General features: G+C 35.3%; 4 protein-coding genes. All 4 read right to left on the bottom strand.

Annotated features, from left to right (window positions below):
* The coding region (locus G4L40_RS07720; RefSeq protein WP_166236618.1) for an Ig-like domain-containing protein at positions 1-6,337 on the bottom strand (6,337 nt) is incomplete at its 3' end.
* Between the two features lie 114 nt (positions 6,338-6,451).
* The gene (locus tag G4L40_RS07715) at positions 6,452-6,760 is read right to left on the bottom strand and encodes a DUF3467 domain-containing protein (protein ID WP_166236617.1); all 309 of its coding nucleotides are present in this window, start codon (positions 6,758-6,760) and stop codon (positions 6,452-6,454) included.
* Between the two features lie 182 nt (positions 6,761-6,942).
* Positions 6,943-11,241, bottom strand: coding sequence for a DNA-directed RNA polymerase subunit beta' (gene rpoC / locus G4L40_RS07710; protein WP_166236616.1), 4,299 nt, complete (start codon positions 11,239-11,241; stop codon positions 6,943-6,945).
* 68 nt (positions 11,242-11,309) lie between these two features.
* On the bottom strand, positions 11,310-15,122 hold the full coding sequence (gene rpoB, locus G4L40_RS07705; protein ID WP_166236615.1) for a DNA-directed RNA polymerase subunit beta: 3,813 nt from the start codon (positions 15,120-15,122) through the stop codon (positions 11,310-11,312).
* Positions 15,123-15,200: the final 78 nt, after the last annotated feature.

The raw sequence follows: 15,200 nt of genomic DNA, 5'->3' as shown, positions 1-15,200 counted from the left end.
TTCCTGATGCAGTATAAGTAGCTCCATCAACCGCCCAAACATAACTATCACATGCTGACGCTGTTGTACTGTTTGATGTACTTGGCGTAATTGTTAAGTTTAATGTTTCTGTATGACATCCAACTACATTTGTATATGTTCCTGATGCAGTATAAGTAGCTCCATCAACCGCCCAAACATAACTATCACATGCTGACGCTGTTGTACTATTAGATGTACTTGGCGTAATTGTTAAGTTTAATGTTTCTGTGTGGGTACAACCTTGAGCATTTGTAGAAATATTAGTATATGTTCCAGAAGCTGTATAAGTCAATCCATCTACTGACCAAATATAACTATCACATGCTGAAGCAGTAGTACTATTAGATGTTGGAACATTTATAGTAACATTCACTGCTTGAATAACTGAACATCCATTAGCATTTTCACCTTTAATATAATAAGTTCCAGAAGTTGAAACTGCATTTGGATTAGCTAATGTAGAAGTTGCCGCTAAATCAGTCCAATAAGTAAAGGTTAAACCTAAATCAGATCCTGTTGTAACTGCTGAAGCTGTTAAATCAACCGAAGCTGGTGAACATACAGCAGCTGGATTATTAATAACAACTGTTGGCAATGCATTTACAGTAACTGTAACGGCTTGAACAACTGAACATCCATTAGCATTTTCACCTTTAATATAATAAGTTCCAGAAGTTGAAACTGCATTTGGATTAGCCAATGAAGAAGTTGCTGCTAAATCAGTCCAATATGTATATGTTAAACCTAAATCAGATCCTGTTGTAACTGCAGTAGCTGTTAAATCAACAGAAGCTGGTAAACATACAGCAGCTGGATTATTAGTAACAACTGTTGGCAAAGCGTTAACAGTAACTGGAACTACTGCTGAAGATGTACAACCATTGACAGAAGTAGAAGTTGCTGTATAATTAATTGGACCACCAACCACACTTGATTTAAAGTAAACAGTTGTTGCAGGTGTACCTAACACATAAGCATTAGTAGCTGCAGCATCAGTATATAAATCAGTAGCAGGAGACCATGTAACCGCTGTTGATTGACTATTATTCCAAACAAAAGTTGTATTTAATCTATTAAGACTTGTTGTTGCTGAAGGTGCTGAAGTTGCATAACCATCAGAACCACCTGCATTTGTTGTTGATGTAATTGCATAAACTACTGTATTACCCGTTGTTGCAGTATACTCTGTTGTAGAGTTATACAAATCATCAATACCTGTTTGTCTCATATCAACAATAATATTTGACGTACCATCCCAAACATAAGGAGTATCAAATGTAATAGTATTTACTCCAACAACAGTAGAATATGTTGCAGCACTATATACTTGTGTTAGACCTGTAGTAGTAAAACCTGTTAATGTATTGTTAGTTGTATTACCTAATCGAACTTTAAAATCTGTAACATTATTAGCAGATCCTTGCGCCCCTGTTTTAAAACTTATAGCATTAATATTTCCAGGTTGAACTCCTGCAGCTGTCAATTCTGCTGCAGTATAAACCATTTGTAACCAATAGTGTTTAAAACGATTACAAAAAGCTGTAGGTTGACCAGTTGAACTTGTTAAAGTAGTAGCTGTCCCTATCTGAGAAGTACCATTTGATCCAATTGTTCCACCTGTTGCTACTAAAGGCTGAATTGAGTTAACACATGTTGAAACAGATGAAGGGGTAATAGCAAGTAATGTTGGGCTTGCATTAACTGTTATATTAACTATAGCAGTAGTCGAACATAAAGCTCCTCCAGATTGAGATGCTGTCAAAGTATAAGAGGTAGTCACTGTTGGATTAAATGCCCAACCTATAGTTGCATTACCAGAAACTCCAGTTGAAGGATTCCATGTATATGTATCATAATCAGAAGCTCCTGCAGTAATTGAAATTACATTTGAATTACTACCATTACAAATAATTTCTGAATTTGAACTTAAAGTAAATACTGGTGGTGCACTAACTGTAGCCACAACTGGCACTCTCTCAGAAGCACAAGCTACTTGTCCACTAAACAAAACATTAAATCTATTTGTTGATAGTGTATTATTCGCACCATTGTATGAATATAAAACAGTGTTGCCTGCAGTAGCCGTGAATTGAGTGTTTGCACTAGCTGAAGCATCAATACCATCATGCGATACTTCAATTATTATATTTGATGTTCCATCCCATGTAAATGGTGTTGAAAAAGTAATTATTTGCCAACCACTAGCTGTATGCGTATAAGTCGATGGCCCATAACATGTCGTAAATGCTGATGTTTCAAATGTTGTATTTGCAAATGTTGATAAAACTGTAGGAGCCATTTTTACGGTATAATTTGCATTTGTAGCCGATGAACCTAATGAAGAAACATTATATCCTATAGAAGTAATATTACCAGCTACTAATCCAAAACTTGATAATTCACTTGCAGTATATATCATTTGATATTTAGCACTTGCTCTATAATTATTAAAAGCAGAAAGGTTTGTAGTTCCTGCTGTAGTAACTGCTGTCCCAAATTGAGCAGTACCTGAAGTAGGAGATTCTGCTCCTGCATAATAAGTTGTAGTAGCGGCAATAGAAGGCGTTGTGAATGCAGTTCCTGTGCCTAAAGCAGTTCCTCCTGTTATAGCACTATACCATTTAACAGTTGCTCCAGCACTTGCTGTTGCACCAAGATCAACAGTACCTGTACCGCATCTTGTTCCTGGCGTTGTACTTGCTATACTATTTGAAAATATAATTTGAACTGCAGTTGAAGTTCCTGTAGAAGGACCAGCCGAACAAGTAACATCACAAACATAATAAGTAGATACTGATGGAGTTACTGACAATGTTGCATTTGTTGCTCCAGAAATTGGTGTATATGTTATTCCATCAGTTGAAGATTTCCACTGATATGTTACACCTGTTCCTGAAGTTACATTTTGTAAACTTAAATTAACAGTTGTTCCTAAACAAATTGAATTTGTTGAAGCCAAAGTATTACCTGGTGATGGAGTACCACCACAAGCATTAGAATCTGCATAGCTCAAGAAGCCAGTATAGTTTGCGCTTGTAACCGCTGTATTAGACTGTGTTGTTACTCCAGCTACAGTTGTAGCAACAGAACCAAAACTATTAGTATATTCTCCTGTAGCAGATGGTGCTTGAACTGGAATACTTGTTGTTAAAATACCAGCATCACCTAAACGAACATTTAAATCTGTTAACGTTCCAGAAACAATTGGCGCTTCCCATCTTCTCGCTGTTGTCATGTTAGTGATTGCCGCATTTTGTGTTCCTGTATTAGAATCAAATGCTTCTGCTTTCATAACTGTAACAGCTGTGGTTGCAGGAGCTAATGAAACAGGTGCATATCCTGTTTTACCTATTGGAAATAAAACATAAGTAGAATTTGTATTTCCTGAAGCAATAGTTCTAGCAAATGGTCCTTTAACCATATTAGTAGCACTAGGCGTACCAGATAAAGTTCCTGCTGCTGTAGCCGTTCCTAAAGATAATAAATTCGTATTTGTTGTATTGATAATACCTGACGTCATTGTTAATGTTCCACTTACTGATAAAGGAACATTTAATGTAACTCCAGTAGCGTTTGAATTATTAACTGTTAAGGAAGTCAAATTAGCCGTTGGTGAAGTAGCTAAATTTCTAAAAACACCAGAACCTGAAATAGTTTGAGCGTTAGTTGAAACAGCAGATGTAGTTCCTACATAGCTAGACAATGTTAATGTACTAGTTTGTGTAAAAGTTCCATTATTTACAAAATCTCCGGCAACAAATACAGTAACAGCTGGTGCGTATTCTGAACTTGAATTGATTGTTAAGTTTCCTAAAACTACATTAGAGTATGTTCCTCCAGTAACAATTCTGTTTGTTCCAGTTCCTCCATTAATTACTAAATTACCATAATTAATTCTTCCAGAACCTACATAAGTATTAGCTTTAAAACCAATAGCATTTCCTCCTGCATCTGTAGAAATTCCATCTCCAAAACGTAAAGTATGACCCGTTCCAACATTTGAACTTGTCCCTAAATTATAATATAAGACATCTGTTGATGTAGTACTAGCATGTGGATCAACAATTGTAAGTGTTCCACCTGTCCAATTTACTACAGCTGCTAAATTTAAATGATATGAAGTAGCAGAATTTGCTGTTACTCCAGCAGCATTACCATCAATATTAATATCCCCACCACTTTGATTAAATGTAGCTCCGGAATTATGCGAAACACTTCCATTAACATTTAATATTCCTCCTGAAACTGTTAATGTTCCATTATTTATTAATGTATTATTATTCAAAGTACATCCTACTGTCAAATCGCCAGAAGCTATTGCTAAAGTTCCCCCTGCAGTAATTGTAACTCCTTTTGCTACATTAGCAAGTGTATTAACAGTCACCGTATGACCTGAAGCTATAGTAACATTATCTGCACAAGTTGGCGCTGTTCCTTTATTCCAAGTAGTAGTAGCATTCCAGTCTCCATTTGCAATAGACACAAAAGGCACATCAGCAGCAGCAATTCCAACATATAATGGAGCAGCTAATAAATCCGTTTGAGAAACTGTAATTCTCTGTGCTCCAGGTGTAGTAGTACCATTTTGATGTGTACCACTTAAAGCTGTACTTGCACCCATTACTCTTGCATTACCATTTGAAGGATACAATGCATTATTTGCGAACAATACTAACGTATAAGAAGATGCCGAAACAGCAGTTCCTTCATTAGTAACCGACCAATTACCATCATATCTATCTGTTATTGTATATGCACCATCAACAATTGACAAACCTGTTGTAGTTGTAGCAGCATCTGTATAAACAACAGCTAATTCTCCTGCAACTGCACCCGTACTATTTGTTCTAGTAATATACATTGTTCTTTGCACTCCTGTTGCTGAAATCATTGGATATCTTGAAGTTCCATTTGTTGGATCAGTCCCTGCAGTAATTGACGAACCAGTAGCTCCAGCTGTCCACCATCTTGAAAACTTACCTCCAGGCAAAATTCCATTTGTACCAGAAGCCGAAAGAGTATTACCAGCAGCGTAATTACCAAAAATTAATTTATTTGTTCCTAAATTAATTTTTGCACTTGTTAATGTCAAATTATAAGCAACTTTAACATCATTAAACGACCAAATAACATTTGGAATAGCAGTGCTAGTATTATTAATAATCAAATTTCTAATTACATTCGCAGTATTAGTTGTTGTAGTTGAAGTAACTGTCCCACCAAAAGTACCAGTACCAGCAACTGTTTGAGCAGTTGAACCATTTAAAGTTAATGTTCCCCCAGTAGTAGACCCTACCGATACATCGATTCTTCCATCATTAGTAATATTTCCTGCAACTGCTAATGTTTTACCAGTTGTTCCATTGAAAACATTTATTAAACCCCCAGCATTTACTGTTAGATTCCCTCCAACAGTGACAGATGTAGCTGCAGAAGCATAAGCTAAAGTACCATTTACTGTTAGATTATTGATATTGGTTGTAGCAGCATCTGCTGTTACTATATGTCCAGCGCTTATAATAGCATTGTCTAGTGCCGTTGGAACTGTACCTGCATCCCAAGTAGAACCTGTATTCCAGTTACCTGTAACAACAGATATAAAAGTACCAGGCGCTCTAGAGATTAATTCTATCTCATCTAGAGCAGACGGAGGATTAGCAATAGTACTACCATCACTTTTCCATGAAAATATTAATCTATAAGTTGTACCAGGAGTTCCTGACAATACTATTGTTTCAGAATTCCAAGCTGCACTATTCAATTTATACATTCCGCTAATTGCACCCGAACCACTTAATTGTGTTGCTCCTGTAACAGCAGCTGTATTCACTGGAACTACAGTTGTTGGAGCAAGAAAAACTTTCATGTTATCCCAGTCAGAAGTTGTAGTACCTTCTCCAGTTGCTTTCCATTTAAATTTTAAAGTTAATACATTTTCACCCGCAGGTATAGTAAAATCTTTATAAATGTGTGTATAAGTACTCAATTGAGAGTAAGTCCACGATGTCCCACCATTAGCTGAAACATATCCACAATTTGTTCCTGCCGAAACAACTGGAACAGAACCTATTACCCAACCATCTGTTGAAGCATTAACAGCTGTCCATCCATTAGCGGCAAAAGTACTTCCATTTTCAAAACCACCATCACCAGATGGTGAAATTAATGTAGTTTGAGCACTTGAAAATGAAATTCCAAAAACAATTAAAAACAATGTCAACAAAGCTTTTAATTGTTTAAATACTTTTCCATTTGTTATTTCCATCAAAGAATATGTTTCATCAACGGAATCAATCTTAAAGTAATTTTTTTTCATTAATATTAATTTAAATTATTTTATTTAAGGGGTGTTAATTTACGATAAAAACAAAAATAACGAACAAAACAACGATAAAAACAAAAAAAAGTCGTTATAATATAAAAAAACACACTAAGCTTGTCCTGTAGGTCCAAAATTTAATGGGATATTTGGCGTCTCACCTTCAGTGATTTCACCATGTTGATTTTCAAATCTTCTGATGTTTTCTGCCATTGCTTTTAATAATCGCTTTGCATGTTGGGGTGTTAAAACTATTCTTGATTTTACTTTCGCTTTAGGCACACCTGGCATTATTGCAACAAAATCTAAAACAAACTCGGAATTTGAATGGTTAATAATAGCTAAATTTGAATAAATTCCTTCAGCTGTTTTTTCATCTAGCTCAATGTTGATTTGCCCTTGTGGGTTGTTATTTTCCATTTTTTTTATTTTTTAAACATATAAGTCATAGAAGTTTTTAAATATATTTGACTTATATTATGTTATTAGTTCATTCAAGTAATATTTGAAAATATTTTACAAGATTAAGTATATTTTTTTGATTAAAAAAAGCCTAACAAAATAAATTGCTAGGCTTTTAAATATTTGATTAGTTTCTACTCTTAGTAATTAAACTCTTCTTTTGCAGCAACTAACTCGTTGTATTCTTCTTTAGAACCCACTATCATATTGTCATAGTCTCTCATACCTGTACCGGCAGGGATTCTGTGTCCTACAATAACATTTTCTTTTAATCCTTCTAAAGTATCGATTTTACCTGCAACCGCAGCTTCGTTTAATACTTTAGTAGTTTCCTGGAACGATGCCGCAGAAATAAATGATTTCGTTTGTAATGATGCTCTCGTAATACCTTGAAGTACTGGAGTAGCAGTTGCTGTAATAACATCACGAGCTACTACTAAGTTTTTATCATTACGTTTTAACAACGAATTTTCATCTCTTAACTGACGTGGAGAAATGATTTGACCTGGTTTTAAATTTTCAGAGTCACCTGCATCTTCCACAACTTTCATTCCATATAATTTATCGTTTTCAACAAGGAAATCGCTAGTATGGGCTAATTGATCTTCCAAGAATAAAGTATCTCCTGGATCAACAATTCTTACTTTACGCATCATTTGACGTATTACTACCTCAAAGTGTTTGTCGTTGATTTTTACCCCTTGTAAACGGTAAACTTCTTGAATTTCATTTACTAAATACTGTTGAACAGCAGATGGTCCTTGAATTCTTAAAATATCCTCTGGAGTGATTGCACCATCAGAAAGTGGCGTACCAGCTTTCACGTAGTCATTCTCTTGTACTAAAATTTGGTTCGAAAGTTTTACTAAGTATTTCTTCACTTCACCAAATTTAGACTCGATAGCAATCTCTCTATTTCCTCTTTTAATTTTTCCGAATGTAACTACACCGTCAATTTCAGAAACCACTGCTGGATTAGATGGATTACGAGCTTCTAACAACTCGGTAATTCTTGGTAATCCTCCTGTGATATCGCCTGTTTTTGAAGAACGACGTGGGATTTTTACTAAAATTTTACCTGCTTTAATTTTCTCGCCATCATCTACCATAAGGTGAGCTCCTACTGGTAAGTTATATGAACGAATTAATTCGCCATCTTTTCCATAAATCAATAAAGTAGGAACTAATTTTTTATTTCTACCTTCAGAAATTACTTTTTCTTGGAAACCTGTTTGCTCGTCAATTTCAACCAAGAACGATTGTCCTTGTTCTAAATCTTCATAAGCAACTTTACCAGTGAATTCAGAAATAATAACCCCATTATATGGATCCCATTTACAAATTGTAGCACCTTTTTCAACAACATCTCCGTCTTTTACAAAAATACTAGAACCGTAAGGAATATAGTGTGTATTTAATACAATACCTGTTTTAGCGTCTACTAATTTTAATTCTGTTGAACGAGAAACAACAATATCTACAGCGTTTCCGTCTGCATCTTCTCCTTTAACAGTTTTTAAATCTTCGATTTCTAATTTACCTCCAAAACGAGCAACAATACTAGACTCTTCTGAAATACCTCCGGCAACCCCTCCAACGTGGAACGTACGAAGTGTTAACTGTGTACCAGGCTCTCCAATTGATTGTGCTGCAATAACACCAACTGCTTCTCCTTTTTGAGTCATTTTTCCTGTCGCCAAGTTTCTTCCGTAACATTTAGCACAGATTCCTTTTGTCGCTTCACAAGTTAACGGAGAACGAACTTCCACTTTTTCAACTGGAGACGCTTCAATTTTCTTAACGATAGCTTCCGTGATTTGTTCACCTGCTGCAACTAACACTTCATTATCTAAAGGATTAATTACATTTTGTAAAGCTACACGACCAAGAATTCTTTCGCCTAATGTTTCAACTATTTCTTCATTTTTCTTTAATGCTGATACTTCAATTCCTCTTAATGTACCACAATCTACAGAGTTTACAATAACATCTTGAGACACATCGTGTAATCTACGTGTTAAGTAACCTGCATCGGCAGTTTTAAGAGCCGTATCCGCAAGACCTTTACGAGCTCCGTGAGTAGAAATAAAGTACTCAAGGATAGAAAGACCTTCTTTAAAGTTAGAAAGAATTGGGTTTTCAATAATTTCACCACCACCAGCAGTTGATTTTTTAGGCTTAGCCATCAAACCACGCATACCAGTTAACTGACGAATCTGTTCTTTAGAACCCCTTGCTCCAGAGTCAAGCATCATATATACCGAGTTAAAACCTTGTTGGTCCTCGCGGATATTTTTCATTGCTAATTCTGTCAATTGAGCATTTGCAGAAGTCCAAATATCAATAACTTGGTTATAACGTTCGTTATTGGTAATAAGACCCATGTTATAGTTCATTGAGATACCTTCAACTTGTTCTCTAGCATCTGCAATTAATTTTGTTTTTTGTTCTGGAATTCTAATATCCCCTAATGAGAATGATAAACCTCCGCGGAATGCAAATTTGTATCCCATATCTTTCATGTTATCCAAGAAAGCAGCAGTAGTTGGAACATCAGTAACCGCTAAAATTTTACCAATAATATCACGTAATGATTTTTTCGTTAAAACTTCATTGATATATCCAGCTGCTTGTGGTACTACTTCATTAAATAATACTCTACCAGCAGTAGTTTGGATAATTTGGTATACTAATTCTCCATTTTCATTAAAATCTCTAGCACGTACTTTTACACGCGCATTCAACTCTAATTTTCCTTCATTTAAAGCGATATTTACCTCTTCAGCTGAATAGAAAGTTAAACCTTCCCCTAAAATTTTCATTTCTGGAGTAGACAAACGCTCTTTGGTCATATAATAAAGACCAAGTACCATGTCTTGAGAAGGTACAGTAATTGGAGCACCGTTAGCTGGATTCAAGATATTGTGAGAAGCCAACATTAATAATTGTGCCTCTAAAATAGCTTCTGGCCCTAATGGTAAGTGAACCGCCATCTGGTCACCATCGAAATCGGCGTTGAATGCCGTACATACTAATGGGTGTAACTGGATTGCTTTTCCTTCAATTAACTTAGGTTGGAATGCTTGAATACCAAGTCTGTGTAACGTAGGAGCACGGTTAAGTAATACTGGATGTCCTTTGATTACATTTTCAAGAATATCCCATACAACTGGCTCTTTTTTGTCGATGATTTTCTTAGCAGACTTAACTGTTTTAACGATTCCTCTTTCGATTAACTTACGAATAACGAATGGTTTGTATAGTTCAGCAGCCATATCTTTTGGCAAACCACATTCAAACAATTTCATTTCTGGTCCAACAACAATTACTGAACGAGCAGAATAATCTACACGTTTTCCTAATAAGTTTTGACGGAAACGACCTTGTTTACCTTTTAATGAATCTGATAAAGATTTTAATGGTCTGTTTGATTCTGTTTTAACAGCAGAAGCTTTACGCGTGTTATCAAATAATGAATCTACAGATTCTTGTAACATACGTTTTTCGTTTCTTAAGATTACTTCTGGAGCTTTAATCTCCATCAATCTTTTTAAACGATTATTACGGATAATTACTCTTCTGTACAAATCATTCAAATCTGAAGTTGCAAAACGACCTCCATCAAGTGGCACTAACGGACGTAATTCTGGTGGAATAACTGGAATTACTTTCAAAATCATCCATTCAGGACGGTTTTCTCTGTTATAGTTAGACTCACGGAATGATTCTACAACATTTAAACGTTTTAATGCTTCTGTCTTACGTTGTTTAGATGTTTCATTATTAGCAGCATGACGTAAACTATAAGAAAGTTCATCTAAGTCTGTACGTGCCAATAAATCCATAATACATTCAGCACCCATTTTAGCGATGAATTTATTTGGATCATTGTCATCTAAATATTGATTTTCCATTGGAAGTGTATCTAAAATATTCAAATACTCTTCTTCCGTAAGGAAATCTAATCTTTGTAATGATTCGCCATCAGCATTTTTAGCAATACCAGCTTGAATTACTACGTATCTTTCGTAGTAAATAATCATATCTAATTTCTTAGATGGTAATCCTAAAATATATCCGATTTTGTTTGGTAACGAACGGAAATACCAAATATGAGCAATTGGCACAACAAGATTGATGTGTCCTACTCTATCTCTACGTACTTTTTTCTCCGTTACTTCAACACCACATCGGTCACAAACGATTCCTTTGTAGCGAATTCTTTTATATTTTCCACAAGCACACTCGTAATCTTTTACTGGACCGAAAATTCTTTCGCAGAAAAGACCATCTCTTTCTGGTTTGTGAGTACGATAGTTGATAGTTTCTGGTTTTAAAACCTCACCTCTTGATTCTGCCAAAATTGATTCTGGAGAAGCAAGTCCTATCGTGATTTTGTTAAATCTTTTAACGGTATTTTTATCTTTTAATCTTGTCATGATATGAATACTTTCGATTTATGAAAAGCGTTATAAAGGGAGCAACCGAAGCTACTCCCGGGATAAATTTATTCTTCTAATCTGATGTCTAGTCCAAGACCTTTTAATTCATGCATTAATACATTGAATGATTCAGGTAATCCTGGTTCTGGCATAGTTTCTCCTTTAACGATTGCTTCGTAAGTTTTAGCTCTACCAATAACGTCATCTGATTTAACAGTTAAGATTTCTCTCAGCGTACTTGATGCACCATATGCTTCAAGAGCCCAAACCTCCATCTCTCCAAAACGCTGACCTCCAAATTGAGCTTTACCTCCTAAAGGCTGTTGCGTAATTAATGAGTATGGACCGATAGAACGTGCGTGCATCTTATCATCAACCATGTGACCTAATTTCAACATGTAAATAACCCCTACAGTTGCTGCTTGGTGGAAACGCTCTCCAGTACCACCATCATAAAGATATGTGTGACCGAATTGAGGAATTCCAGCTTCGTCTGTTAAAGCGTTGATTTGATCTAAAGTTGCACCATCAAAAATTGGAGTAGCAAATTTTCTACCTAATTTTTGACCTGCCCATCCTAAAACAGTTTCATAAATCTGACCGATGTTCATACGAGAAGGTACCCCAAGTGGATTCAATACGATATCTACTGGTGTTCCATCTTCTAAGAAAGGCATATCTTCATGACGAACGATTTTTGCAACAATACCTTTGTTACCGTGGCGTCCTGCCATTTTATCCCCTACTTTTAATTTACGTTTCTTAGCGATGTAAACTTTAGCAAGTTTTAAAATACCTGAAGGTAATTCATCTCCAACAGTAATTGTAAATTTCTCTCTTCTTAACCAACCTTGCAAATCATTTAATTTGATTTTGTAGTTGTGAATTAAGTCGTTCACCATTGCATTGGTATGCTCATCTGTAGACCACTGACCTTTTGTTAAATGTGCAAAATCTTCTACAGCTTGTAACATTTTTTTAGTGAATTTTTTACCTTTTGGTAATACTTCTTCACCTAAATCATTCATTACACCTTGTGAAGTTTTTCCATCAATGATGATAAATAATTTTTCAATTAATTTATCTCTTAAATCATTGAATTTAACTTCGAATTCAGTTTCTAATTTATCAACGTCTTCTTTATCTTTAGAACGTTTTCTCTTATCTTTTACTGCTTTCGCAAATAATTTTTTATCTAAAACCACACCATGTAATGAAGGAGAAGCTTTTAATGAAGCGTCTTTTACATCACCTGCTTTATCTCCGAAGATAGCTCTTAATAATTTTTCTTCTGGAGTAGGATCTGATTCTCCTTTTGGTGTAATTTTTCCGATTAGAATATCACCAGGCTTAACCTCTGCACCAATTCTAATCATTCCGTTTTCATCTAAATCTTTAGTAGCCTCTTCAGAAACGTTTGGAATATCATTCGTTAATTCTTCGTTACCTAATTTAGTATCACGAACTTCTAAAGTATAATCATCAATATGCAATGATGTGAATACATCATCACGAACTACTTTTTCAGAAATTACAATTGCATCCTCAAAGTTATACCCTTTCCAAGGCATAAATGCTACTTTTAAGTTTCTACCAATTGCTAATTCTCCGTTTTGAGTAGCATAACCTTCACATAATACTTGACCTTTTACAACTCTGTCCCCTTTTCTTACGATAGGTTTTAAGTTAATACAAGTACTTTGATTGGTTTTTCTATATTTAATTAATTGATATGTTTTTTCATCAGCTTCAAAGCTAACCATACGCTCTTCTTCAGTTCTGTCGTATTTGATGGTAATCATATTAGCATCAACATACTCAACAGTTCCGTTTCCTTCCGCATTGATTAATACTCTTGAATCAGAAGCAACTTGTCTTTCTAAACCAGTACCAACGATTGGAGCTTCAGGACGTAATAATGGAACGGCCTGACGCATCATGTTAGATCCCATCAACGCACGGTTCGCATCATCATGCTCCAAGAAAGGAATCAATGAAGCAGAAATCGAAGCAATCTGATTTGGAGCAACGTCTGTATAATGTACGGCAGTTGGAGCAACCACAGGGAAATCTCCTTCTTCACGTGCAATAACATTAGAAGTAGTAATTTTACCCTTAGCATCCATTTCAATGTTTGCTTGAGCAATCATTTTACCCTCTTCTTCTTCAGCACTTAAATAAACTGGAGTAGATTCTAAATCAACTACACCATCCGTTACTTTACGGTAAGGTGTTTCGATGAATCCCATTCCGTTTACTTTAGCATAAACTCCTAATGATGAAATAAGTCCAATGTTTGGTCCCTCAGGAGTTTCAATAGGACAAAGTCTTCCGTAGTGCGTGTAGTGAACGTCACGTACCTCGAAACCAGCTCTTTCTCTAGATAAACCTCCAGGTCCAAGGGCAGATAAACGACGCTTGTGTGTAATCTCTGCTAATGGATTCGTTTGATCCATAAACTGAGATAACTGGTTAGTTCCAAAGAATGAGTTAATTACCGATGATAATGTTTTAGCATTAATCAAATCGATAGGTGTAAACACCTCGTTATCACGAACGTTCATTCTCTCACGGATAGTTCTAGCCATACGAGCTAAACCTACTCCGAACTGCGCTGATAATTGCTCACCAACAGTTCTTACACGACGGTTTGATAAGTGGTCGATATCGTCAATCTCTGCTTTAGAGTTGATCAATTCGATCAAATATTTAACGATTGTAATAATATCTTCTTTCGTTAAAACTTGTTTTTCCATTGGAATATCAAGGTTTAACTTTTTGTTCATTCTGTAACGACCTACTTCACCTAAGTTATAACGTTGGTCAGAGAAGAATAATTTATCTATAATACCACGAGCCGTTTCCTCATCAGGCGGTTCCGCGTTACGTAATTGTCTGTAAATATGCTCAACGGCCTCTTTTTCAGAGTTTGTTGGGTCTTTTTGTAACGTATTGTGGATAATTGTGTAATCAGCCGCGTTGTTATCCTCTTTGTGTAAAAGGATAGTTTTTACGTCTGCTTCAATTATTTCCTCGATATTATCTTTATCAAGAATTGTATCACGATCTAAGATAATTTCGTTACGTTCAATAGAAACCACTTCACCAGTATCCTCATCCACGAAGTCTTCATGCCATGTATTCAATACACGTGCAGCAAGTCTTCTCCCAGCATATTTCTTGATACCAGTTTTAGAAACTTTAATTTCTTCAGCTAAGTCGAAAATCTCTAAGATATCTTTATCTCTTTCAAATCCGATAGCTCTAAATAAAGTAGTTACAGGTAATTTTTTCTTTCTATCGATATACGCATACATTACGTTGTTGATATCGGTAGCGAATTCAATCCAAGAACCTTTAAAAGGAATGATTCTGGCAGAATATAATTTAGTTCCATTTGCATGGAAAGACTGTCCAAAGAATACACCTGGAGATCTGTGTAACTGCGATACAACTACACGCTCTGCACCATTGATTACAAATGTTCCGCTAGGAGTCATATATGGTATTGTTCCTAAATACACATCTTGAACGATAGTTTCAAAATCCTCATGTTCAGGGTCAGTACAATATAATTTTAATCTAGCTTTTAGAGGCACACTGTACGTTAAACCTCTATCAATACACTCTTCAATAGTATATCTAGGTGGATCAATAAAATAATCTAGAAACTCTAATACGAATTGGTTTCTCGTATCAGTAATTGGAAAATTTTCCATGAAGGTATTATACAGCCCTTCGTTGCCTCTTTCGTCAGATTTAGTTTCCAATTGGAAAAAATCTTTAAACGATTTCACTTGAATATCTAGAAAATCTGGATATTGTGGAATGTTTTTTGTCGAAGCAAAATTTAATCTTTCAGTCTGATTTGTTATCATCAATGGACAAAATTTTGATTTAAAAAAAGTAATTTTTTGTGTAAAAACACTGATTTTTAATACTTCCTTTTATTAGTA

Source organism: Flavobacterium celericrescens, assembly GCF_011392075.1.
GTDB classification, from domain to species: domain Bacteria; phylum Bacteroidota; class Bacteroidia; order Flavobacteriales; family Flavobacteriaceae; genus Flavobacterium; species Flavobacterium celericrescens.
Note: the sequence above shows the minus strand (reverse complement) of the source record. Positions and strands in the feature narration are given on the sequence as shown.